Source organism: Pseudomonas sp. RA_5y_Pfl1_P24 (assembly GCF_963970945.1).
GTDB classification, from domain to species: Bacteria; Pseudomonadota; Gammaproteobacteria; order Pseudomonadales; family Pseudomonadaceae; genus Aquipseudomonas; species Aquipseudomonas tritici.
Map to the genome: position 1 here is coordinate 125701 of NZ_CAXAOJ010000011.1, position 21657 is coordinate 147357.

Here is a 21657-nt window from a genome sequence, read left to right on the forward strand (position 1 = left end):
CTGTAAGGGGGCAACTCGGTCTAACTGACTTAACCAAATGCACAACCAAACCTGCCCAGACTGGGCCGAAGCCCTGCTCAACGGTTTCAGCCAGATCTTCCTGCAGCGCCAGCCGCTGTGTGGCCTGCTGTGCCTGCTGGCCATCCTGATCGGCGCGCCGGCCTTGTTCGGCGGGGCGTTGCTGGGTGGTGTGGCGGGATTACTCACGGCTCAGCGCCGCGGCTATCCCAAGGCTGAGCGCCAGGCCGGCCTTTATAGCTACAACGGCGTGTTGCTGGGCGTGTTGATCAGCCATGACTTCGCCTCGTCGGCCTTGTTGCCGCCGCTGATCCTGGCGTGCGGTGGCTTGAGTGCGATCCTGACCCGGCAATGGTTGAAGCGCGCCAGCCAGCCCGATGACTTGCCCGCATATACCGCGCCTTTTGTGGTACTGGGTTGGCTGCTATTGGGCACGGTCCAGGAGAGTACGTTTACCCTGAGCGAACCCGACACATTGAACATCCTCACGGCACCTTTTATCGGGCTCGCCCAAATCATGCTGCTGGACCAACCCATCGCAGGAGGCCTGATTGCGCTGGGCCTGTGGCTGGCCAACCGCCGCGCCGCCGTGTGGGCCTTGATTGGCGCCAGTGTCGGCGTGCTGATTGCGCTTTGGCTGGGCGAACACGCCAACGCCCTCCTCAGCCTGCACAGCTACAACCCTGCGTTGGCAGCGCTGGCGCTGAGCCAAGTGCGCCGCCAACCCTGGCTGCCGCTGCTCGGCATCGTGCTGGCGATCCTCCTCACGCCGGGCTTTGCTGCCCTGCACCTGCCCACATTGACCGCGCCCTTCATCCTTGCTTGCTGGCTGGTGCGCGCAGGCAGTCGCGTGCTGCGCAAACCCCGCATGGACAGTCCCTTCGAATCACCCTAGGCTTGCCCAATATCAGTTTCAGGCGGGATTTATGGACAGCAACAACGATTGGCGCCAACGGCTCTACGTCATAATTTTTCAAAGTGACACCAAGGCCGGGCGGCTTTTTGACGGCATTCTGCTGCTGGTCATCCTCGCCAGCCTGGTGATCGTGATGCTCGACAGCATCGACCAGATCCACCAGAACTACGCTGACGTGCTGGCCTATATCGAGTGGGGGTTTACCCTCATCTTCCTGATCGAGTACGGGCTGCGGCTGTATTGCTCGCCCAAACCGTTGCGCTATGCCTTCAGCTTTTATGGGCTGGTGGACCTGCTGGCCATCGTGCCCGGCATCCTCGCGCTGTATTACAGCGACGCGCAGTACCTGCTGATCATCCGCATCATCCGGATGCTGCGGATTTTCCGCGTGTTCAAGCTCAGCCCGTACCTCAAGCAGGCCAATTACTTGATGGCGGCGCTGCGCGGCAGCAAGCAGAAGATCGTGGTGTTCCTGGTGAGCGTGTGCACGCTGGTCACGGTATTCGGCACCTTGATGTATGTGATCGAAGGTCCGGAACACGGCTTTACCAGCATTCCCAAGGGTATCTACTGGGCCATCGTGACGCTGACCACCGTGGGCTTTGGCGATATCGTGCCGACGACGCCGCTGGGCCAGGTGATTTCGTCGCTGGTGATGATCACCGGTTATTCGATCATCGCCGTGCCTACCGGTATTTTCACCGCCGAACTGGCGAGTGCCATGCGCGGCGAACAGCTGCAGACCGACTGCCCGGTGTGCAAGAAAGACAGCCATGAGCCCAACGCCGCGTTCTGCTCGCGGTGTGGGAGTCATCTTTTTCGTAAAGTGGAATAAGTAAAGTGCGTTTTAATCTTTAAACGTCTATGCGACGCCAGCTATAGTCACTTGCAAAATGCCCTCACGCACACAGCAACCTTCTCGAACAACAAGGAATGAGCAGTGAAAAAACTCGTTAGCGCCTCTCTTCTGGCCGCCGGTCTTGTCCTGGCGGGCGCCGCACAGGCTGCCCCGGTCACACTGCTCAACGTCTCCTACGACGTGATGCGCGATTTCTACAAGGACTACAACGCCGCCTTTCAGAAACATTGGGAAGCCGAGCACCCAAACGACAAGCTGACCCTGCAGATGTCCTTCGGCGGTTCCAGCAAACAAGCGCGCTCGGTCATCGACGGCCTGCCGGCTGACGTAATCACCATGAACATGGCCACCGACATCAACGCCCTGGCAGACAACGGCAAATGGGTGCCGGACAACTGGGTCACCCGCCTGCCGAACAACAGCGCACCGTTCACCTCCGCCACTGTATTCATCGTGCGCAAAGGCAACCCGAAAGCCCTGAAAGACTGGCCGGATCTGCTCAAGGACGGCGTGCAAGTGATCGTGCCCAACCCGAAAACATCGGGTAACGGCCGCTACACCTATCTGTCGGCCTGGGGTTATGTGCTGAAAAACGGCGGTGATGAAGAGAAGGCCAAGGCCTTCGTCGGCAAACTGTTCAAACAGGCGCCTGTGCTGGACACCGGGGGCCGTGCTGCTACCACGACCTTCATGACCAACCAGATCGGCGACGTGCTGGTGACCTTCGAGAACGAAGCTGAAATGATCGCCCGTGAATTCGGTCGTGATCAGTTCGAAGTGATCTACCCAAGCGTCTCTGCCGAAGCTGAGCCGCCGGTGTCGGTGGTCGACAAGGTGGTCGAGAAGAAAGGCACCCGCGTGGCTGCCGAAGACTACTTGAAGTACCTGTGGTCGCCGGAGGGCCAGGAAATCGCGGCGAACAATTACCTGCGCCCACGTGATCCGAAAGTGCTGGCCAAATACACCGACCGCTTCCCGACAGTTGACTTCCTGTCGGTGGAGAAGACCTTTGGTGACTGGCGCACCGTGCAGAAGACTCACTTTAATGATGGTGGGGTGTTTGACCAGATATATTCCGGTCAATAAGCCCTGGCTCAAAAGCCCCTGATTTCAGGGGCTTTTGCTTTATGCAGGGATACACCACACACCCTCACTGCCTGTACCCTTCCTGGGAAACGGCGCATCGACTTCAAACCCAGCCCCCTTCAACCGCAGTCGCCCGGACGGACCATTTGGGAACTCACTCGCGGCGATGGGCACCACCACAAAGCCACTCTTCTCACCGCAGGCCTCGCTGACGGCCAGTGCTACCGTGGCACGATCAAACGTGACACGACCTTTTGATGGTGAGAACTGTGCCGAGAAATCCACGAGCATCTCGTCGGGCGCCTCTTCAACCTGATAGCTGCCGCTCATGCTGATAGACCCGGCCACAGCGCTCATGGGGACCATGAGGCGTACCGTGTCGGGGTGCTTCAACTGTGCAATGACAGGATCAATGACCTGCGCCAGGTGCCGATTGCGCTCGCTAATCTCCTCGGCGATCCGTCGATTCAGCGCTGCATCCGGCACATCGACGCTCTGCCTCACGTTCGCCAGCAAACGTTGGACGGGAGTTTGCCCCTCGATGATTGACTGCCACCCATTGGCGTCCAGACGGTCCAGGATATAAATGGCCAATGCGCCCAACGCGTAGCTTTCGCCATCCAGAGACAAGGCTGCAGCGCTCGGGAAGCGTGCCATCACGCCTTGCGCCCAGGCCTCAGGCTCATCTGCAGCAACACTCGCAAAAGTCCGAGCAAGCCCTTCTATGTATTCGGCGGTGCCTTCGAGAATGTCGTAGTAGCGAATTTCCTGAGCCTCCAGGGCAAACTCGGTCTGCCAACGGTCATGCCAATAGCGCGCCTTGCCCAACGCCTGGGGATCACCTTGCAGCGACGCATGTAAGGCGTTGATCACGTGTTGCCGGTACTGCCTGGGCTGGGCCTGAAGAGGATAGCGCCCGGCGCGCGAGCCCGAAATCAATTGCCAACCGGCCTGGCCAAAGAAATGAAAGGCTTCATGGGTTGCCAGTGCAAACAATGCTGGTACTGCGCCGGGGTTGTTGAGTATGTTGCGCGCTTCAACCTCCGGCAAGGTTTGACCCAGGCCCATATAGACGGTGGGTTGCCCTTCCCACAGCAGTTCCTTGAAGGATTTGTAATCCGACGAAAAACCAAGCGCGTGTACAGGTCCCGCCGCAATCGCCCGATAACCGTTTGCATCGATCAACCAGGCCGAAACGCCGTCGTACACCAGAATCTGCGCTTGGGCATAAAATCCGGTCTGGCCTTTCAGGCGCTCCATTGTCGCCAGCCTCGGCCAGGCGGATGCGGTAGCCGCGGCCATCCGCTCGACGTAAACCGTGTGAGTGATCGTTTCGAGCTGTTTTTCAGCGGCGACTGTGATGACCGGTATGAGCAGGCAAAGCATCAACATCTGGATAATCCGCATAGTGAGGTTCCTGTCTTGATTCAGCCTGCGAGCGTGCATGCGTCGAATCTACGACAGGCAGCCCCTGCGGCCTTGCCAGACAAGTCCTGTAACTGCGTCGGAACCAGCCTATATGAAAAAGCCAACTACATAGGGGGTGTTACGCCATCTTTGCCGGCCGAGATGGCCTGGGCAGTGACCGTCCCATCCGCCCCCTGCGCCGCAAACAACACCACCTTCACCCCCGCCTTGAGCAAGCTGCGATCGCCTGCTTCCAGGTTGACGATCGGCACACCCTCCGGCACCACGATCTTCTTCTCGCCGCCTTTGTACTTCACGGTCAGGGTACGGCCGTTGCTGACCACCAAGTCGCCAACGGTACCGTTGGTCATGCTGCTGCCTTCTTTCAAATCAAACGCGCGGTGCCCGTCGCCCGTACCGGCCATGGCCGGTGGGAACACATGCACTTCAAGCGCAGTCAACGTGCCATCAGCATTGGGCATGGCCGCCGAACCGATGTAACTGCCAGGCTTGATCTCGTCGATCCTGGCCAGGGTGACGGCGCGTACCTGAGTGGCCTGTGTCAAATGCACCGTGACGTCTTCGCCGCTGTTGACCTTGACGTGCATCGTATCGCCGTCTATGGCGGTGATGGCGCCGCGCACGCCCACGCGCGGGGCCTCGGCAGCCTGGGCCAGCCCTACGGCCATAGCGGCGGCCAGCGTGGAAGCCAGGAGCATCTTGTTCAACGTGATCTTCATCGCAATGGATTTCCTGTTTCGGCGGTTGTTTCTGAATGTATCATTCCCCTTCGCACAGAAAGTTAACGATTCACTCATCATTACCGAGCATGAGTGTTATCACTGCCACCAGCCTACCCAGGCTACGGTGTTGTCTTTAGGCTCGCTCCACTTCCTTCGCTGTTATGAGAACACCATGAACGCTACTTCCCACGCTACAAGCACCATGACCCGGAGCATGGTGATGCTGTTTGCGTTTTGCTGCGGCGCCATCGTCGCCAACATCTACTACGCGCAACCGATCATCGAACTGATCGCGCCGGACATCGGCCTCACGCCTGCCATGGCCAGCCTGATCGTATCGCTGACGCAAATCGGCTACGCCCTTGGCTTGTTTTTCCTGGTGCCCCTGGGCGACCTGCTGGAAAACCGCAAGCTGATGATCGCCACTACCCTGCTCGCTATCGCCAGCCTGCTGGGGGCAGCGTACACCGAACAACCCAACCTGTTTTTGCTGGTGTCGCTGCTGATCGGCTTCAGTTCGGTGTCGGTGCAGATCCTGATCCCGCTGGCCGCGCACCTGGCGCCCGCCGAGTCCCGTGGCCGTGTAGTCGGCAGCATCATGGGTGGCCTGTTGCTGGGTATCCTGCTGGCCCGACCGGTGTCCAGCGTGGTCGCGGATCACTTTGGCTGGCGCGCAATGTTCATGGCGGCGGCCGCGTTGATGGCATTTATCAGCGTGGTGCTGATGCTGACCATTCCTAAACGTCAGCCGGATCACTCCGCCAGCTATGGCCAATTGCTGGGTTCTTTGGGCACCTTGCTGCGTCAGCAACCGGTACTGCGCCAACGGGCGTTCTACCAGGGCTGCATGTTCGCCACCTTCAGCCTGTTCTGGACCGCCGCCCCACTGGAGCTGGCACGCAACCACGGCCTGAGCCAAAGTCAAATCGCGCTGTTTGCCTTGGTCGGTGCCCTGGGTGCCATCGCCGCGCCTATCGCAGGTCGCCTGGCCGACGCCGGCCATACCCACCGTGCTTCGTTGCTGGCCATGCTGTTTGCCGCGCTGAGCTTCCTGCCAGCCTTCGTACATCCGTTGTACAGCGTCATCGGCCTGGCCGTGACCGGCGTGGTCCTGGACTTCTGCGTGCAGATGAACATGGTGCTTGGCCAACGCGCCATCTACGCCCTCGACGCCAACAGCCGCACCCGACTGAACGCGCTGTACATGACCAGCATCTTCATCGGCGGCGCCTTCGGCTCGGCGATTGCCAGCAGCGTGTATGAACACGGCGGCTGGCTGGGCGTGATGCTGGTGGGCAGCGCGTTTGCGCTGCTGGCGCTGTTGCGGTTCCTCAGCGCTTCGCGTCAGGCCACGGCCGCCACCGCTTGAGTGACGGATTTAAGGCTGGTTTTTCCCCGCGGATGCCTGGCCGGACGGCGACCTTATCAGGCTTATCAACTGCGCGAAAAACGCTAACAGGGTGATGGCAAACATTTGGATCAAGCCTGAGGCGCCTTCCAGTGTCTTATCCTGCAACGAGGTGGGTGCAGGGGCAGGCGTCGGCGTAGGTAAAGGCTGGACTTTAGGTGTCTCGCCGCCCCCCTGCACGTCGCCTGACTTGATCTCCCCTTTGCTCTTGACTACCAGGTCCGCGTTGCCCGTGCCTTTCAGGTCAATAGCCAGGCTTGAGAGGCCCGTACTGGGGTCATGCTTGAGCATCGCCTCACCCGCTCGCCCGGTGAACCGGTCAGTAAAAACCAGCCCCCCCACACCCGCGTCCTTCATGGCGCCCGAAACGTCGATCTTATCGGTGCCGCTGGTGAAGTCCTCGATCATGTCTGGGTCGGATGGCGTGGAGTCGCCGGCCTTGTCGTAGACAAAGGTGTCTGCGCCGCCACCGCCTCTCAGGGTGTCGCCCTTCCCACCCCCCTTGAGCCGATTACCGGCTTCATTCCCCGATATCGTGTCCCCGCCAGAGCCGCCAATCGCGTGTTCAATCGTGCAGCCCTTGGCAATGGACACATTGCCCTTCAACCCACCTATGTCAGAAAACGATTCGGCATTCAGGTTGATGTTCTGGTCCTGGGAAAAACCGGAGAAATCCAGCGTGTCGACACCACCACCGTCCCAGACACAGAACACGGGTTTGTCCGTGGCCCTATTGAGACTCATCGCCTCCCGCTCGGTATTGGAATTGAAGCCATAGGTGGTGTCGGTGTTACGGGCTTGGTGGTTGGCCCCGTACAAGCGTTGCGCCGCCGCGATATCGTCCATCATCGGCGCAGAGGGGTTCTGCCCCTTGAAGTCGTGCCCCTTCTGATTCTTCTCCGACCAATAACTCATCACCGTGCGCGCCTTTGTGTCCTCGGCGTAGACCGCGCCGTTCTGGTAATTGGAGCCACCACCGTTGTAGTTCCCCGGATGGTGCAGGCCAATGGCGTGGCCCACCTCATGGATCGCAGTGACCGAAAAGTGACTGCCCAATGCCGGTGACCCGCTCTCTCTAAGCGTGCCGATCGTGGCAGATGTGTTGGAAGTGGAGCGACCGGGAAATGTGGCAACCCCGCGATCACCGCGAGGGTTATTGCGGATATTGAGCGTGCCGTCCGAGTTGCCTGACTGCTCACGAAAATTAATATTGGCTACGTCCTGCCAGGACTGCACCGCCTGGCGGACGCGTTGCTGCTGTGGTTTAGTGAAACTGTTGTCCACCGTGTAATTCACGTCGACCTTCGAGTCGCCATTACGGTCATGAAATCGCAGGTTGTCCCGCGTGATGTGTTTGGCTGCCTGGTCCGTGGCGTAAGACGGCTTGCTTCCAGCCCCCGCACCAAACGGGCCGGGGTCCGATACCGGCAGGTTGTGAAGAGGAATAACTCTACGCAGTTCATAATTATTCATTGTGCGGCGCCTTTGGTTTGAATAAATAGGGCCGGTCAACGGATCGTCGGCCAACCACTCCAGAGGTAAATTCGCACGTTGAAAAATCTGATACCAACGCAGTTTTGATTCTAACCGCAACACCTGTAAGCCCCGAAACACAAGGCGATACACCCAGAAATTCCTTTGCAATTTAAACACTCAACAACACAAATGCCTGGGCGATATCGAGTTGTTTTTGCAAGAGAAAAACAAAATCTAAATAACCAATGCTTGCTCAAGTACGCCGTTTTTCCAGCGCTCAGGACACATCCATTAACCCTTCCTCAGGACCGCACCAGCTTCTCAAGCGCAGCATCTGCCAGGAAGGAAGAACGACTCTTGACCTTATGCTCACGCACATACCGGTCGATGCGCTGGATGACATAACCTGGCAAAGTCACATTGACCTTTTCGGTCTTGCCCAGATAGGGCGAGATGTCCAACTCCAACATCCCCCAGCCCATTCCGACGTAGTCGTCGTGCGCGTGATAGTTGGCCACCGACGTTGGCATCGGTATCGGCCCGCCCTCTGCGGCGATCTCCTGCAACAGGATGTGCGCCACTTCCACAGCGGCGTTGTAGGCCTCTTCAAAACGGTCCCCGGCGGTGACTGCACCTGGAATATCGGGGATCTGGATACCGGTGGCGGTAAAGTCATCGCCCCATTCGATACAGATTGGGTATTGCATGAATGCTCTCCTTAAAACTGAAACAAGCCTGCGCGTTTCCTGATGCTTGTGACGGTGCCCAGCGGCAGGTCCTTTTTCGGATGAGGTACTGGAATCGTGTACGGGTTATAGCGATGGGTAAAAATAGGATGACTGCCCGTGACCCGATCCAACACCAAACCTGCCTCTTGCAGTTCCTTGATCAATAACCGGCTTTGCACTTCAGCCTCGTTGGCTTGGCCTGAATAAATAACCCTAGAGTTATCTTTACTCAAGCACAAAATACGGAAGGCTGACTGGCGGTTGTTTTGCGGGATGTTGAAAGCCAGCTTTACGAGCTAACCGGCGCGGCGTTGAACCTGGGGATACGGCCATTGAGGGACGGCCAGTAGCCTTGCTGGCAAGCGTGCTCGAGCACGGCCGGCTGACGACGCAGCAATTGCACAATGGCCTGCGCGGCAATAGTCAGCGCGAGCGTCTGGCCTGGGCACTGGTGGCGCCCCAAGCCAAAACTGAACAGCCGTCGCTGCGGGCGTTCAAGCACAAAGCTATCGGGCTGCGAATGTGCATCGCTGTCGCGGTTGGCGGACGCCAACAGGACTAAAACAGTGTCCCCCGCCTCCAGTACCCAACGGCCAATCGTGCAGCGCCGTGCCACGAATCGCCGCGTGTTCTGCACGGGCGAGTCGAAGCGCGCCACTTCTTGCACCAGTGCGATCGCCAGTGTGGGCTCACGCTTAACCCGTTCAACCAAGTCAGGTCGTCGCGAAAGTAACACCAGCGAATTACCAATCAGGCCAGCGGTTGCTTCACAGGTCTGCGACAACAACCCAATCAGGTTGGCAGACATCACCTCGGCGTCTTTCCAATCGCCCGCGCGGATAGATGACAACAACACCGTTTGCTCAAGCACCCCGCTGAACATCTGCCGCAGCTGTGATGCCCCGGCATCGGCGCTGCGCAGTTGGGCTTCGTTGCTCAACGGCGACAGGCAGGCCACGAAGTTCCGCGTCAGGCCGGCAACGATCTGCAACTGCTCATCAGGCAAGCCCAGCAGACGTGCAGCCACCGATACCGGCAAGGTGAACATCCACGCATCCAGATTGTTCACGCCGGCACTGAGCTGCTCCACGTCGAGGGCTATACGTTGCGCATCCAAAGCAGCCAATGCAGGCTCCATCACCGCTCTCGGGCAGCGATGGGCCACGCCTTCATTCATGCGCATCAGCCGAGCAAATACCTGGCCCGCCACTCGTTGTGCAATCGCGGCCGGAACCGGCTCATCCAGCGGGCGTACGCAGCAGTCAGGATGCGCCAAAACGGCCTCGACCGTCTTCGCGCAACTGGCTATCCACAGCCCGAGGTCGGCATCGAACAGCAGGCCGGCATTGCGCCGCAAGCGAGCGTAGTAATCATAAGGGTCAGCATGGGTCGCAGCTTGCAGCGGTGTCATTCGGCACGTCCTGTTCTAAAAGAATCGGTACTATCAGCCACCCCGCACGGTAACGATTCGCTCAGGAACGAAATATGAACGGCCACGACCCTGACGCCGCCCTCTCGCAAATCGCCGGCGCGATTGCAGAACCTGCGCGTACGAAAATGCTCTGCGCGTTGATGGACGGCCATGCGCGCACCAGCACCGAAATGGCGGTGATCGCTGAAGTGAGTACCTCCACCGCCAGCGCCCACTTGGCCAGGCTCAAGGACCAGGGCCTGATCATGTTGCACACCCAGGGGCGCCACCGTTACTACAGCCTGACAGGCCCGCACATCGCCCAGGCCATCGAAGGGTTGATGGTCATCAGCCGCCACAGCGCCAACGCCTTTGTGCCGAGCACACCCACCCGCTTGCAGTTCGCGCGCACCTGTTACGACCACATGGCCGGCACGCTGGCGGTGCAGCTACATGACCATTTCATCGCAGCGGGCTGGCTGATTGGCGAGGGTACTTACCAGCTCAGCCTGACAGGTGAAAAAGCCATGATCGACCTCGGGGTGGATGTCGTCGCACTGCGTTCACAGCGCCGGCATTTTGCCTGTGCCTGCCTGGACTGGAGCATGCGCCGTCCGCATTTGGCGGGAGCATTGGGTGCGGCATTGCTCCAAAGCGTGATCCGCCGGGAATGGGTGACACAGGACCTGGATACCCGGGCACTCGGCTTGACGCCCAAGGGACGAAAGGCACTGGCTAGCCGATTCGGAATAGAAACCTGAATGTAGTGAGCGGGCTGTCGGGTCACTACCAGCGATGTATCCGCAACATCTTCGCTGGCAAGCCAGCTCGGTCATGCGCATGCCGAATGGCCATGATCCAGGCAGCACAGCAAGCGCTCGACCGTATGCTCCAACGGGCCGGAGTTATCCAGCACGAACAACCCTGAGCCATTGCCGGCAATCAGTTCGGCAGTGAATTGCGCATTGCGCGCCAGGCGCGCTTCGATATCTGCCAGAGCTTCACGCCCCCGCGCGACCAACCGCTGGCGCAATATGGCTTGATCAACCGTCAGCAGCAACACCAGCAAGGTGGGATAGCGCTCACGGGTTTGCGCCAAGTGAGCACGGGAGCCGTTGACCAGTACGTCTTCGCCTGCGGCCAGCCAGTCGTCGATCTCCTTGGGAATGCCATAGCACAACCCATTCGCCTGCCAACTCAACGCAAACGCGCCCGCCGCTTCCAGCGCTGCAAATTGCGCCGGGCTAACACCTTTCGCGGCCTCGCCCACCGCTTCCGCCGAACGGGTGATGACGCGGCGCACGATGCGGCAACCGCGCTCGACCAAACGCGGTCGTGCGGCATCCAACAGGCTGTCCTTGCCCGAACCCGATGGTCCGATGAGATAGATCAACCTGCCTGCCATCAACACACCCTCTTTGCTGGTCGCCGGTCCCCGGTCAGTGGGCCGGCGGCGGCCACCTTACCCGAGTGCGACCCGTTCGCCATCTGGTATTTCGTTGTTATGACAGTAGCGCACTAGATGGAAGCGCTGAGCCATCGCTAGGACCTGCCCTACACAGATTTCGGGTTGCGTCCGATCAACCTCGCCGCTTCTCTTCGCTGGGCGCTGCAAAATCAGCGAACGGGTGTGGTAGCGAGATGGAGGGGCTCATTCATAGGAGCTTCGCCATGAAAAAAGTCACGCCTAACCCCGCGCCATCCACTTCGGGTGCCCCCCACCAAAAAAACACCCCCCAACGTAATCTTCACCGTCCGCCCCGGCCTCAGCACCGAAGCTGCTCTGAGTAATGCCAGCGAGGTGCTTGAATCGGCGACTGTCTGTGCGTACGACTGCGCCGAGCATCTGGAGGGCTCGGGCCGTAAACAGGTGTTGGCGGTGGTGCAGATGATCGAGATCGCGCAGTTATTGGTGGACGAGGCGCTGAATCGGGAGTGTCCCGTGGCCTGACGGCCTGAAATGATTGTTCCCATGCTCTGCGTGGGAATGCCGCCTGGGACGCTCTGCGTCCTTAAGTTGGCGTAGGGCTTGAGCCTTGCGCGAGGTGACGCAGAGCGTCACGGGATGCGTTACCACGCGGAGCGTGGGAGCGATCAAAAAAAGGCGACCCGAAGGTCGCCTGTTGTCATTGCGCGTAGTGCTTGCTCAACCCCGGCGGCACGCCCTGCACGTCGGTCTCTTCCCACGGCCCGTTCGGGCTGATGGAGCGGCTCCAGCCGTTGCTCCAGCGGTAATACGTGCGCTGGCGGTAGAAGGTGTCGGGTTGCTCTTCCAGCACATACACCTGCATCTTGCCGTCCCAGTGGCTGGCGGCGCCTGGAGGTGGTGCGAAGGTTGGCGATTGGGTTGGCACTGGCTTCGGCGGCGGGGTCACCGGACCGGAGGGTTTGGTGCCTGGCTGGGTAGACGGGCCCGACGGTGGGATGGTCGGGCCGGTAGGCGCAGGAGGTGGCCGGTGGACCGCACAAGCGCTCAGGCCCAATACCAGGCTGAGCAGGGTGATGCGTGCGAGTGCGGTCATAGGCGTTTCCTCAAGTTTACTTATCCGGACTGTCGATGGTCAGATGCTGCAGCGCAGTGGTGCTGCTGCCCAGGGCTTGGCTGCGGCCGATCCACTCGCCAGCGGTCGGAAGACCTGCCCGGGATATGCGCGCAACCAGTTGGACTTCAGGGAAGTTCGACAGTTTCAACTGCGGCATCATCGCGTCGGCATCGCCCAGTTCGACGGTGATCGGCAGTTCGGCGACGGTGACGCGCTTGGCTGCCAACGGTGCCGGCGGACCTTTCACGGCGCGGGCGAAGATGAATACGCTGTCGGTTGGCAGCGCCTTGGCCTTCACCTCGGCGGACACGTCCACCCGGACTTTCATCACGGATTTTTGAGGGGCGACGGTGCCGCCGCTCTCTTTCAGCTTCTCGGCCGCACGGTCGATGCCGCCTTGCAGCGCCGCACGGGAATTGTCTCCCGGCGGCAGTTGCGCCAGCAGACGGTTCCAGTAATCGATCGCTTCCTGATAACGCTGGCCTTCAAACGCCGCGATACCCAGCAGGCCAAGGCTGGTGACTTCCTTCGGGTCAAGCTTCAACGCTTCGTCAGTTAGCGCCTGGACCTTCGGCGACCACTGTTTATTGTCGGCAAAGTACTGGGCCTGCGCCCACTGCCCGAGCAGTTCCGGCTGGCGGCCAGCCAACGCCACAGTGCGTTCGAAGACTTTGGCTGCATCGGCCGAGCGGTCCTGGGCCATATAGGCGCGACCGAGGAAGTACAAGCCTTGCGCAGAGTCCGGCTGGGCGGCGGCGGCGCGTTCCAGGCGCTGGGTCATGTCTTCCATGGACACCGGCGGCTGGGAGAATTCGCGGGTCAGTTCGACCTTGTCGCTCGCGCCGTAATGCAGGTACAGCGCAACGCCCAGGACAGGCACCAAAAAGGCCGCCAGAAATGGCAGCGGTTTGCCCAAACGCGATTCACGAGGCTTTTCCACGCCTTCGGTGTCAGCCAGCAGTTCGCGAGCAGCCTCGGCACGGCCGCTGTCGAGTTGCGCGGCATTCAGCACGCCTTCGTCCTGCTGCACTTGCAGCTCGGCGACGCGTTCCTGATACAGCGCCACGTTCAGCGCGGTGCGGTCCTCTTCACGCTGGGCACGGCGGCCACGCAACACAGGGATCAACAGGAAACTCAGGGCAATCAGTAGCAGCAAGCCGGCTGCGAGCCAGAAATCAATCATCAGTCTTGGTGTCCAGCAATTGGTCGAGACGTTTACGCTCTTCAGGGGACAGCGCGTCGGAACCATCGGTAGGCGCGGCGCGGCGGCGGCGCACGATCACGGCCATCACCACCACGCCGGCCAGCAACAGCCCGGCGGGGCCGAACCAGAGCAACGCGGTCTTGCCGGTAAGGGCCGGTTTGTAGCGCACGAAATCACCGTAGCGGTCGACCATGAAGTCGATGATCTGCTGGTCATCCTTGCCCTCCCCCAGCATGCGGAAGATCTCTCTGCGCAGGTCGGTGGCGATGGGCGCGTTGGAATCGGCGATGTCCTGGTTCTGGCATTTGGGGCAGCGCAGTTCCTTGGTGAGGTCGCGGAAACGCTCACGCTCGGCGTCGTTGGCGAATTCGTAGGTGTCGATGGCGGCGTGGGCCACGCCAGCCAATCCCAGCGCCAGAACAGCGGCGGCTAACAAGCGCTTCATGGCTTGGCCTCATCGACCAGCGCCTGGTACTTGGCGGCCAATTGTTCGCGCCAGACCACCTCATCGATCACACCCACGTATTTGTCGCGGATCACGCCCTTGGCATCGATGAAGAAGGTTTCCGGGGCACCGTACACGCCAAGGTTCAGGCCGAGGTTGCCGTCTTCATCACGGATATCCAACTGGTACGGGTTGTGGAACTCGGCCAGCCACTTCAAGGCCGCTGCGTTGTCGTCCTTGTAGTTGATGCCGTAGATCACCACGCCCTTCTCGGCCAGAGTGTTCAGCACCGGGTGTTCGACGCGGCACGAGATGCACCAGGTGCCCCACACGTTGACCAATGCCGGTTTGCCCAGCAGGTCGGCCTGGGTCAGGGTCTTGTCGCCCTGCACCGTCGGCAGGCTGAACGCGGGGAACGGTTTGCCGATCATTGCCGAGGGCAACTCGGCCGGGTCCAGGTACAAGCCGCGGTAAAGGAACACCGCCACCACCAAAAACAAAGCCAGCGGCACAACCATCAACCAACGCTTCATACCGCCGCTCCTTGCAGGCCGAGCGCTTCACGCACCCGGCTCTTGACCTTGACCCGATAACGCCGGTCCAGCGCGGCAAGCAAACCACCGAAACCGGTGAGCAAACCGCCGAACCAGATCCAGCGCACGAACGGTTTCACATGCACGCGCACCGCCCAGGCCCCCTCCCCCAGCGGTTCACCCAGTGCCACATAGAGGTCGCGGGTGAAACCGGCGTCGATCCCGGCTTCGGTCATCATCGAACTCTGCACGGTGTACAGGCGTTTTTCCGGGTGCAGCACGGCGATTTCCTTGCCGTTGCGGACGACGCGCACGGTGCCTTTGTCTGACGTGAAGTTCGGGCCTTCAAAGTGCTTGGCGCCTTCGAAGATGAAGTGGTAACCGGCCAGGTCCATCGACTCACCGGGCGCCAGGCGCAGGTCGCGCTCAGCGCTGTTCTGGCTGGAAAGCACCACGCCCAGGGCGCAGACGGCGATACCGATGTGGGCGATCTGCATGCCCCAGTAGCTGCGGGTGAGCGTCGGCAAGCCTTTGAGCAGGCCCTTGTGGCGGGTCTTGTCGAAGATGTCACGCACGCCGGCCAGCAATACCCAGGCAGCGAGCAGGAAGGTCGCGAGCACTGCCCAGTTGAAGTCGCCATAAGCGAAGCCGGCGATCACCGCCAAGGCCACGCTGCCGAGCAACACTGGCATCAGCATGCCGGCCAGCCATTTCACCGGTGTGTCTTTCCAGCGCACCAGCATGCCTACCGCCATCACCACCATCAACAGGCCCATCAAAGGGATAAACAGCGCGTTGAAGTACGGCGGGCCGACCGACAGTTTGGCGCCACTGAGGGCATCCAGCACCAGCGGATACAGAGTGCCGAGCAGGATCATCGACGCGGCCACCACCAGCACCAGGTTATTACCCAGCAGCAGCGTTTCCCGCGACCACAGGTTGAAGCCTACCTGGCTCTTGACCACCGGGGCGCGCAGGGCGAACAGCGTGAGTGAGCCGCCCACCACAAACAGTAGGAAGATCAGGATGAACACGCCGCGCTCCGGGTCGGACGCAAACGCGTGCACCGACGTCAGCACGCCCGAACGCACAAGGAATGTGCCGAGCAGGCTGAGGGAAAACGCCGCGATGGCCAGCAACACGGTCCAGCTCTTGAACACGCCACGCTTTTCGGTAACGGCCAGCGAGTGAATCAATGCCGTGCCGACCAGCCATGGCATGAAGGAGGCGTTTTCCACCGGGTCCCAGAACCACCAGCCGCCCCAGCCAAGTTCGTAGTAAGCCCACCACGAACCGAGGGTGATGCCGATGCCGAGAAACGCCCAGGCGACGATGGTCCACGGCCGCGACCAGCGCGCCCAGGCTGCATCGAGACGCCCGCCCAGCAAGGCGGCAATGGCGAAGGCGAAGGACACGGAGAAACCCACGTAACCCATGTAAAGCATTGGCGGGTGCACGATCAGGCCGATGTCTTGCAGCAGCGGGTTGAGGTCATGCCCGTCCACCGGGATCTGCGGCAAGATGCGCGTGAAGGGGTTGGAGGTCATGATCAGGAACAGCAGGAAACCGATGCTGATCATGCCCATCACCGCCAGCACCCGCGCCAGCATCACTTGCGGCAGTTGGCGCGAGAACACCGACACGGCGAAGGTCCAGCCGCCGAGGATCAACGCCCACAGCAGCAACGAACCTTCGTGGGCGCCCCACACGGCGCTGAATTTGTAGTACCACGGCAGCGCGCTGTTGGAGTTATTGGCGACATAGGCGACGGAAAAGTCGTCGGTCATGAAGGCGTAGGTCAAGCAGCCAAACGCGAACAGCAGGAACGCGAACTGGCCCCAGGCGGCCGGCTGCGCCAGGCTCATCCACAGGCGGTCACCGCGCCAGGCGCCAAGCAATGGCACCACCGCCTGGACGATGGCAAAGCACAGGGCGAGGATCATCGCCAACTGACCCAGTTCCGGAATAAACAGTGCGGACGTCATGGCTCAGCCCTCCTTGGCAGGCATTGGCGCGGACTGGCCGCTGTCTTTCAACGCTTTGGTGACTTCTGGCGGCATGTATTTTTCGTCGTGTTTGGCCAGCACTTCATCGGCCACCACCACGCCGTCGGCGTTGAGCTTGCCCAGGGCGACAATGCCCTGGCCTTCGCGGAACAGGTCCGGGAGGATACCGCGGTAGGTGATGGTCACGGATTTGCTGAAGTCGGTGACCACGAAGGTCACGTCCAGGGAATCGCCGGAACGCTTCAAGGAACCCTTCTCCACCATGCCGCCAGCACGGATGCGCGTATCGACAGGCGCTTCACCGTTGGCAATCTGGGTCGGGGTGTAGAACAGGTTGATGTTCTGCTGCAGAGCGCTCAAGGCCAGGGCCACGGCAATGCCGACGCCAGCGAGGATGGCAAGGATGATCAACAGACGCTTTCTACGCAGCGGATTCACTTTTCGGTCTCCCGGCGCAAACGACGCGCCTCTTGTTGCAGGTAACGCTTGCGGGCCAGGATCGGCGCGGCGACGTTGAGGGCCAGCACTGCCAGGCAGATGCCATAGGCCGTCCAGACGTACAGGCCGTGGTGGCCCATGGCGATAAACTCGCTGAAAGAAGCAAAACTCATCCACGCGCTCCCAGGCTGCTTTGCACTTCGTCCTTGACCCAACGGGTGCGGGCTTCACGCTTGAGCACTGCTAGGCGCATGCGCATCAGCAGCACGGCGCCGAAGAAACAGTAGAACCCCAGCACCATCAGCAGCAGCGGCGCCCACATTTGCACAGGCATCGCCGGTTTTTCGGTGAGGGTGAAGGTGGCGCCCTGGTGCAGGGTGTTCCACCACTCCACCGAGTATTTGATGATCGGGATGTTGATCACACCAACAATCGCCAACACCGCGCAGGCCTTGGCGGCGCTGTCACGATTGCTGATCGCATTGCCCAAGGCAATCAGACCGAAGTACAGGAACAGCAAAATCAGCATGGACGTTAGTCGCGCATCCCACACCCACCACGAACCCCAGGTCGGCTTGCCCCAGATCGCGCCGGTGACCAGCGCCACGGCGGTCATCCACCCGCCGATGGGGGCAGCGCATTGCAGCGCGACGTCTGCGAGCTTCATCTTCCACACCAGGCCGACGATGCCGCACACCGCCAGCATCATGTAGCAGGACTGAGCCAGCATCGCGGCGGGAACGTGGATATAGATGATGCGAAAGCTGTTGCCTTGCTGATAGTCCGGCGGCGCGAAGGCCAGGCCCCAGACCAGGCCGATGCCGATCAGCAACACGGCGGCGATGCTCAACCACGGCAGCAGCTTGCCGCTGATGCCATAGAACCATTTGGGCGAGCCGAGCTTATGAAACCAGGTCCAGTTCATTGCTGTTTCCATCACGGTTGCTTCTTGTCGTGGCAAGAAGCGTAGGGTCTTTACTGACTGAACGTATAGCGTTCAGTCAGACCTCATTATTCGCCAACGCTAATCTTCAGGCCGGCCGCTATAGCAAAAGGTGTCAGGGTTACCGCCAGGGCGGTCAGGCTACCCAGCCACAAGAGGTAACCGGTCGCCGGCATGCCCATGAGCGCGGCTTGCAACGCACCGCTGCCCAGGATCAGTACCGGGATATACAAAGGCAGAATCAACAAGGCCAGCAACAGGCCGCCGCGCTTCAAACCCACGGTCAACGCCGCGCCCACCGCCCCCAGCAAACTGAGGACCGGTGTACCGAGCAGCAGGCTCAGGAGCAGGATCGGCAGGCATTCGGTGGGCAGGCCCAGCATCATCGCCAGCAGCGGCGAGAGCAAGACAAGCGCCAGGCCGGAAAAAGCCCAGTGTGCCAGTACCTTGGCCAGTACCAGAAGTGGCAAGGGGTGCGACGAAAGGACCCACTGTTCCAGGGAACCGTCTTCGAAATCACTGCGAAACAGTCCGTCCAGCGAGAGCAGGACGGATAAAAGTGCGGCGACCCACACCAGTCCAGGGGACAAGGTTTGCAACAGTTTAATCTCGGGGCCGACCGCCAACGGGAACAACGCGATGACAATGGCGAAGAATACCAGCGGGTTGGCCAACTCGGCCGGGCGACGACACAGCAGCCGCGCTTCGCGGGCAACCAGCAGGGCGAATACGCTCATGCCGACCACCGCCCCAGGTCCAGGTCACGGTAACCGGCGGGCATACGCGTGAGGGTATGGTGAGTGGTGAGGATGACCAGACCGCCCCGCTCGCAGTGCTGGGCCAGGTGTCCTTCCAACTGGGCGACGCCTTGCTTGTCGAGGGCGGTGAACGGCTCATCGAGGATCCACAACGGCGGGCCGGGCAGGTACAAACGCGCCAGGGCGACGCGGCGCTGTTGACCAGCGGACAGGGTGTGGCAGGGCACGTCTTCGAAACCCTTGAGACCCACAGCAGCCAGAGCCTGCCAAATGGCATCGCGCGAAGCAGGGTGATGCAGGGCGCTGAGCCAACTGAGGTTTTCTTCGGCGGTGAGCACGTCCTTGATGCCGGCGGCGTGGCCGATCCAGATCAGGTTGCGTGCCAGTTCGGTGCGTTGTTCGTTGAGGGGCTTGCCGTTGAGGCGTACCTCGCCGGCCGTCGGCTGCATCAGCCCGGCCAGCAGGCGCAGCAAACTGGTCTTGCCGCTGCCGTTGGGGCCACTGATCTGCACCATGTCGCCGCCCACCAGCCGCAGTTCGAGGTGCTCGAACAGCAGGCGCAGGTCGCGTTCACAGGAGAGCGCTACGGCTTCAAGAAGAGGGCTGGTCAAAAGATCGCGGGCCTTTACGGTTCAAGTCGGCGGTGCAGCGGCCGTTAAAGAGAAATGCACAATAACGGCTTCGGCGACCGATTTTAGAGAGCTGGATCAAATAGTTGTGAGGTTTTTAGCGCTCTCTTTGCAGACGGGCGGCATTATACATGTGATGCCCGACTCTAAAGAGGGCAATTTCCCCAGAGACGACGCGCGCGATGACCGGTGAGATCAACCTTCCTACGCTTCCACCTGCTACTGCGGCCGGGCCCAGCCCTGCGCCTGCGACCGGTGAATTGCTGAAACTGCTGGAGCCGCAGATCGGCCTGATCGACCCAGGGAAAACCGCAAACGCTGAAGTGATCGCCTTGAAACAAGGCGGCGACGCCTTTCAGTTGCTACTCAAATTGACCTTGGAAGGTGGCCGTCAGACCCTGGTGCAAGCCAGCAGCACCCAACCCTTGCCGCTGGGCAGCAATGTCGCGGTGAGCCAGACGCCCGCCGGCAACCTGACCCTCAGCCTGCAGCAGGCCTTGAGCGCGAATGTCGCCGCCCTCACCCGCATCGATACCCACCAGACGCCAGTGGGCACGCTGTTGCAGGCCAAGGTGCTGACCACCCAAATGCTGCCCCAAGGCACGGCGCAACCAGCGATTTACCGCTCACTGGTGACCGTGCTCAACAGCGCACTGACGGGCGCCACCCTGACCGTGGAAAGCCCGCAGCCGCTGCGTGTCGGCAGCCTGCTCAGTGCCGTGGTGCAGAACACGCAGACCTTGAGCTTTGTGCCCTTGAGCGGGCTCAAGGATCAGTTGGCCGTCACGCAGCAACTGTCGACCCAACGAAGTCGCCAAGGCTCGCTGGATGCGGTGTTCACTGCGCTGCAAAACCTGCCGCGCGGCGACAGCACCTCCGCCGACCTGCGCGCCGCCGCCGATCGTTTGCTGGCCGCCTTGCCGGATTTGGCCCAGGTCAGCAACCCCAAGGTACTCGCGCAAGTCATCCAGAACAGCGGGGCGTTTCTTGAAGCCAAGCTGCTCGCCGGGCAAAACCCGCAAATTCCCCCGTTGGACATGAAAGGTGCCTTGCTGCGCCTGGTCGCGGACTTGTTGCCCGCCCTGCCCGCCAGCACCAACCTGAATGCCATCCTCGCCGCCAATACCCTGGCCCAGGTGCTGCCCAACTTTGTACGCAGCCCGCTGAACACCCTCGGCCAGGTCAGCGCCCGACAGCTACCCGCTGGCTTCCCGCTGCCCGAACGCCTGATGGCCAAGCTGGAAGGCGAAGGCGACCTGGAAAACCTGCTGCGCCTGGCCGCCGGGGCGATTTCACGGTTGCAGAGCCATCAGCTGTCGAGCCTGGAGCAGACCGGCACCACCGCCGACGGTCGCCTGCAAACCACGTGGCAGTTGGAAATCCCTATGCGCACCCTGCAGGACATCGTGCCCTTGCAGGTCAAGTTCCAACGCGAAGAACCGGCGCCGGACAAAGACCAGCCCGAACGCAAAGACAAGAAGGACGCCAAACAGATGCTCTGGCGCGTCGAGTTGGCCTTCGATATGGAGCCACTGGGGCCGTTGCAGGTCCAGGCGCAATTGAGCCAGGGCAAACTGTCCAGCCAGCTGTGGGCGACCCGGCCATTCACCGCCAGCCTGATCGAAAGCCACTTGAGCAACCTGCGCGAACGCCTGGTGACCTCGGGCCTCAACGTCGGTGACCTCGATTGCCACCTCGGCACCCCGCCGCGCGGGCCCAAAACTGGACTGGAACAACGCTGGGTGGATGAGACCGCATGAAAAACCCTACGCCACCGCGCCAAGCGATTGCCCTGAAGTACGACGGCCAGCAAGCACCTACCCTGACGGCCAAGGGCGATGATGCCCTGGCCGAAGCGATCCTGAAGTTGGCGCGTGAAAATGAAGTGCCCATCTATGAAAACGCCGAGCTGGTGAAGCTGCTGGCGCGGATGGAGCTGGGAGACAGCATTCCGGAGGAGTTGTACCGCACAATTGCCGAGATCATTGCGTTTGCATGGACGTTGAAGGGCAAGTTTCCGGTGGGGTATGACCCGCATGCCGCGCCAGTGGAACGCGACGTGACCGAACGCGGGGATGACTACTGAGTTCTCCCGGACACACACAG

At 60.9% G+C, this 21657-nt stretch carries 25 protein-coding genes; 8 read left to right on the top strand and 17 right to left on the bottom strand.

Going from position 1 to position 21657, the window contains the following annotated elements; all coding sequences use genetic code 11:
- The first annotated feature begins 37 nt into the window (after window positions 1-37).
- The 3 genes from AACY30_RS19845 to AACY30_RS19855 all read left to right on the top strand — a co-directional run bounded on the left by AACY30_RS19845 (window position 38) and on the right by AACY30_RS19855 (window position 2879).
- A complete protein-coding gene (locus tag AACY30_RS19845) occupies window positions 38-913 on the top strand; it encodes an urea transporter (RefSeq protein ID WP_339540988.1) in 876 nt (291 codons plus the stop codon).
- Between the two features lie 31 nt (window positions 914-944).
- On the top strand, window positions 945-1769 hold the full coding sequence (locus AACY30_RS19850; protein ID WP_339470370.1) for an ion transporter: 825 nt from the start codon (window positions 945-947) through the stop codon (window positions 1767-1769).
- Window positions 1770-1874: 105 nt separating this feature from the next.
- Window positions 1875-2879, top strand: a complete 1005-nt coding sequence (locus AACY30_RS19855) for a sulfate ABC transporter substrate-binding protein (protein ID WP_339414700.1) — start codon at window positions 1875-1877, stop codon at window positions 2877-2879.
- A gap of 39 nt (window positions 2880-2918) precedes the next feature.
- Here the strand turns inward: AACY30_RS19855 and AACY30_RS19860 are convergent, their stop codons facing one another.
- Both AACY30_RS19860 and AACY30_RS19865 read right to left on the bottom strand, forming a co-directional pair.
- Window positions 2919-4286 carry a hypothetical protein gene (locus AACY30_RS19860; RefSeq protein ID WP_339540989.1) on the bottom strand — a complete coding sequence of 456 codons (1368 nt, stop codon included), beginning with the start codon at window positions 4284-4286 and terminating at the stop codon, window positions 2919-2921.
- Window positions 4287-4411: 125 nt separating this feature from the next.
- A complete protein-coding gene (locus AACY30_RS19865; RefSeq protein ID WP_339436670.1) occupies window positions 4412-5026 on the bottom strand; it encodes a DUF5666 domain-containing protein in 615 nt (204 codons plus the stop codon).
- 175 nt (window positions 5027-5201) lie between these two features.
- Between AACY30_RS19865 and AACY30_RS19870 the strand changes: the two genes are divergently transcribed.
- Window positions 5202-6398 carry an MFS transporter gene (locus AACY30_RS19870; RefSeq protein ID WP_339540990.1) on the top strand — a complete coding sequence of 399 codons (1197 nt, stop codon included), beginning with the start codon at window positions 5202-5204 and terminating at the stop codon, window positions 6396-6398.
- A 9-nt stretch (window positions 6399-6407) separates the two neighbouring features.
- Here AACY30_RS19870 and AACY30_RS19875 read toward each other — a convergent pair whose 3' ends face one another.
- From AACY30_RS19875 to AACY30_RS19890, 4 genes are all read right to left on the bottom strand, one after another.
- Window positions 6408-7910 carry a M10 family metallopeptidase C-terminal domain-containing protein gene (locus AACY30_RS19875; RefSeq protein ID WP_339470373.1) on the bottom strand — a complete coding sequence of 501 codons (1503 nt, stop codon included), beginning with the start codon at window positions 7908-7910 and terminating at the stop codon, window positions 6408-6410.
- 305 nt (window positions 7911-8215) lie between these two features.
- Window positions 8216-8620, bottom strand: a complete 405-nt coding sequence (locus AACY30_RS19880) for a type II toxin-antitoxin system HicB family antitoxin (RefSeq protein ID WP_339540991.1) — start codon at window positions 8618-8620, stop codon at window positions 8216-8218.
- A gap of 11 nt (window positions 8621-8631) precedes the next feature.
- Complete coding sequence (locus AACY30_RS19885) at window positions 8632-8820, bottom strand: type II toxin-antitoxin system HicA family toxin (protein ID WP_339541009.1); 189 nt, start codon at window positions 8818-8820, stop codon at window positions 8632-8634.
- Window positions 8821-8930: 110 nt separating this feature from the next.
- Complete coding sequence (locus AACY30_RS19890) at window positions 8931-10052, bottom strand: cytochrome P450 (protein WP_339540992.1); 1122 nt, start codon at window positions 10050-10052, stop codon at window positions 8931-8933.
- A 74-nt stretch (window positions 10053-10126) separates the two neighbouring features.
- Here AACY30_RS19890 and AACY30_RS19895 point away from each other — a divergent pair, with 74 nt between their 5' ends.
- The gene (locus tag AACY30_RS19895) at window positions 10127-10813 is read left to right on the top strand and encodes an ArsR/SmtB family transcription factor (protein WP_339470376.1); all 687 of its coding nucleotides are present in this window, start codon (window positions 10127-10129) and stop codon (window positions 10811-10813) included.
- Between the two features lie 71 nt (window positions 10814-10884).
- Here AACY30_RS19895 and phnN read toward each other — a convergent pair whose 3' ends face one another.
- Window positions 10885-11457, bottom strand: coding sequence for a phosphonate metabolism protein/1,5-bisphosphokinase (PRPP-forming) PhnN (phnN, locus tag AACY30_RS19900; protein ID WP_339470378.1), 573 nt, complete (start codon window positions 11455-11457; stop codon window positions 10885-10887).
- A 396-nt stretch (window positions 11458-11853) separates the two neighbouring features.
- Here phnN and AACY30_RS19905 point away from each other — a divergent pair, with 396 nt between their 5' ends.
- Window positions 11854-12003, top strand: a complete 150-nt coding sequence (locus AACY30_RS19905; RefSeq protein WP_339470381.1) for a DUF6124 family protein — start codon at window positions 11854-11856, stop codon at window positions 12001-12003.
- A gap of 175 nt (window positions 12004-12178) precedes the next feature.
- Here AACY30_RS19905 and AACY30_RS19910 read toward each other — a convergent pair whose 3' ends face one another.
- From AACY30_RS19910 to ccmA, 10 genes are all read right to left on the bottom strand, one after another.
- A complete protein-coding gene (locus AACY30_RS19910; protein WP_339470383.1) occupies window positions 12179-12574 on the bottom strand; it encodes a hypothetical protein in 396 nt (131 codons plus the stop codon).
- A 16-nt stretch (window positions 12575-12590) separates the two neighbouring features.
- The gene (ccmI, locus tag AACY30_RS19915; protein ID WP_339540993.1) at window positions 12591-13778 is read right to left on the bottom strand and encodes a c-type cytochrome biogenesis protein CcmI; all 1188 of its coding nucleotides are present in this window, start codon (window positions 13776-13778) and stop codon (window positions 12591-12593) included.
- A complete protein-coding gene (locus tag AACY30_RS19920) occupies window positions 13771-14244 on the bottom strand; it encodes a cytochrome c-type biogenesis protein (RefSeq protein WP_043050428.1) in 474 nt (157 codons plus the stop codon). Before AACY30_RS19920 ends, ccmI begins: the two co-directional genes overlap by 8 nt.
- Window positions 14241-14777, bottom strand: a complete 537-nt coding sequence (locus AACY30_RS19925) for a DsbE family thiol:disulfide interchange protein (protein ID WP_339414715.1) — start codon at window positions 14775-14777, stop codon at window positions 14241-14243. The genes AACY30_RS19920 and AACY30_RS19925 overlap by 4 nt, the downstream gene beginning before the upstream one ends.
- Window positions 14774-16762 (bottom strand): heme lyase CcmF/NrfE family subunit, encoded by a 1989-nt coding sequence (locus AACY30_RS19930; protein ID WP_339540994.1) that lies wholly within the window; start codon window positions 16760-16762, stop codon window positions 14774-14776. The genes AACY30_RS19925 and AACY30_RS19930 overlap by 4 nt, the downstream gene beginning before the upstream one ends.
- 3 nt (window positions 16763-16765) lie before the next feature.
- Entirely contained in the window at window positions 16766-17221 is a 456-nt protein-coding gene (gene ccmE, locus AACY30_RS19935; protein ID WP_065872700.1) for a cytochrome c maturation protein CcmE, read from the bottom strand.
- Entirely contained in the window at window positions 17218-17394 is a 177-nt protein-coding gene (ccmD, locus tag AACY30_RS19940; RefSeq protein ID WP_049709263.1) for a heme exporter protein CcmD, read from the bottom strand. The genes ccmE and ccmD overlap by 4 nt, the downstream gene beginning before the upstream one ends.
- Window positions 17391-18146, bottom strand: a complete 756-nt coding sequence (locus AACY30_RS19945) for a heme ABC transporter permease (protein WP_339540995.1) — start codon at window positions 18144-18146, stop codon at window positions 17391-17393. Before AACY30_RS19945 ends, ccmD begins: the two co-directional genes overlap by 4 nt.
- A gap of 86 nt (window positions 18147-18232) precedes the next feature.
- Window positions 18233-18901 (bottom strand): heme exporter protein CcmB, encoded by a 669-nt coding sequence (gene ccmB / locus AACY30_RS19950; RefSeq protein WP_339414719.1) that lies wholly within the window; start codon window positions 18899-18901, stop codon window positions 18233-18235.
- The gene (gene ccmA, locus AACY30_RS19955) at window positions 18898-19533 is read right to left on the bottom strand and encodes a cytochrome c biogenesis heme-transporting ATPase CcmA (RefSeq protein ID WP_339540996.1); all 636 of its coding nucleotides are present in this window, start codon (window positions 19531-19533) and stop codon (window positions 18898-18900) included. Before ccmA ends, ccmB begins: the two co-directional genes overlap by 4 nt.
- Window positions 19534-19733: 200 nt before the next feature.
- Between ccmA and fliK the strand changes: the two genes are divergently transcribed.
- Together fliK and AACY30_RS19965 are read left to right on the top strand one after the other, a co-directional pair.
- Window positions 19734-21311, top strand: coding sequence for a flagellar hook-length control protein FliK (fliK, locus tag AACY30_RS19960; RefSeq protein WP_339540997.1), 1578 nt, complete (start codon window positions 19734-19736; stop codon window positions 21309-21311).
- Window positions 21308-21637, top strand: a complete 330-nt coding sequence (locus tag AACY30_RS19965; RefSeq protein WP_033901402.1) for an EscU/YscU/HrcU family type III secretion system export apparatus switch protein — start codon at window positions 21308-21310, stop codon at window positions 21635-21637. The genes fliK and AACY30_RS19965 overlap by 4 nt, the downstream gene beginning before the upstream one ends.
- Window positions 21638-21657: the final 20 nt, after the last annotated feature.

Excerpts from the sequence above, each read along its gene's own strand:
- phnN (WP_339470378.1), bottom strand. The coding sequence starts at position 11,457 with ATGGCAGGCAGGTTGATCTATCTCATCGGACCATCGGGTTCGGGCAAG.
- AACY30_RS19895 (WP_339470376.1), top strand. The coding sequence starts at position 10,127 with ATGAACGGCCACGACCCTGACGCCGCCCTCTCGCAAATCGCCGGCGCG.
- AACY30_RS19920 (WP_043050428.1), bottom strand. The coding sequence starts at position 14,244 with ATGAAGCGCTTGTTAGCCGCCGCTGTTCTGGCGCTGGGATTGGCTGGC.
- AACY30_RS19890 (WP_339540992.1), bottom strand. The coding sequence starts at position 10,052 with ATGACACCGCTGCAAGCTGCGACCCATGCTGACCCTTATGATTACTAC.
- ccmB (WP_339414719.1), bottom strand. The coding sequence starts at position 18,901 with ATGAGCGTATTCGCCCTGCTGGTTGCCCGCGAAGCGCGGCTGCTGTGT.
- AACY30_RS19925 (WP_339414715.1), bottom strand. The coding sequence starts at position 14,777 with ATGAAGCGTTGGTTGATGGTTGTGCCGCTGGCTTTGTTTTTGGTGGTG.
- AACY30_RS19850 (WP_339470370.1), top strand. The coding sequence starts at position 945 with ATGGACAGCAACAACGATTGGCGCCAACGGCTCTACGTCATAATTTTT.
- AACY30_RS19965 (WP_033901402.1), top strand. The coding sequence starts at position 21,308 with ATGAAAAACCCTACGCCACCGCGCCAAGCGATTGCCCTGAAGTACGAC.
- AACY30_RS19910 (WP_339470383.1), bottom strand. The coding sequence starts at position 12,574 with ATGACCGCACTCGCACGCATCACCCTGCTCAGCCTGGTATTGGGCCTG.
- AACY30_RS19930 (WP_339540994.1), bottom strand. The coding sequence starts at position 16,762 with ATGACGTCCGCACTGTTTATTCCGGAACTGGGTCAGTTGGCGATGATC.
- AACY30_RS19875 (WP_339470373.1), bottom strand. The coding sequence starts at position 7,910 with ATGAATAATTATGAACTGCGTAGAGTTATTCCTCTTCACAACCTGCCG.
- fliK (WP_339540997.1), top strand. The coding sequence starts at position 19,734 with ATGACCGGTGAGATCAACCTTCCTACGCTTCCACCTGCTACTGCGGCC.
- AACY30_RS19860 (WP_339540989.1), bottom strand. The coding sequence starts at position 4,286 with ATGCGGATTATCCAGATGTTGATGCTTTGCCTGCTCATACCGGTCATC.
- AACY30_RS19865 (WP_339436670.1), bottom strand. The coding sequence starts at position 5,026 with ATGAAGATCACGTTGAACAAGATGCTCCTGGCTTCCACGCTGGCCGCC.
- AACY30_RS19880 (WP_339540991.1), bottom strand. The coding sequence starts at position 8,620 with ATGCAATACCCAATCTGTATCGAATGGGGCGATGACTTTACCGCCACC.
- AACY30_RS19845 (WP_339540988.1), top strand. The coding sequence starts at position 38 with ATGCACAACCAAACCTGCCCAGACTGGGCCGAAGCCCTGCTCAACGGT.
- ccmD (WP_049709263.1), bottom strand. The coding sequence starts at position 17,394 with ATGAGTTTTGCTTCTTTCAGCGAGTTTATCGCCATGGGCCACCACGGC.
- AACY30_RS19945 (WP_339540995.1), bottom strand. The coding sequence starts at position 18,146 with ATGAACTGGACCTGGTTTCATAAGCTCGGCTCGCCCAAATGGTTCTAT.
- AACY30_RS19870 (WP_339540990.1), top strand. The coding sequence starts at position 5,202 with ATGAACGCTACTTCCCACGCTACAAGCACCATGACCCGGAGCATGGTG.
- ccmI (WP_339540993.1), bottom strand. The coding sequence starts at position 13,778 with ATGATTGATTTCTGGCTCGCAGCCGGCTTGCTGCTACTGATTGCCCTG.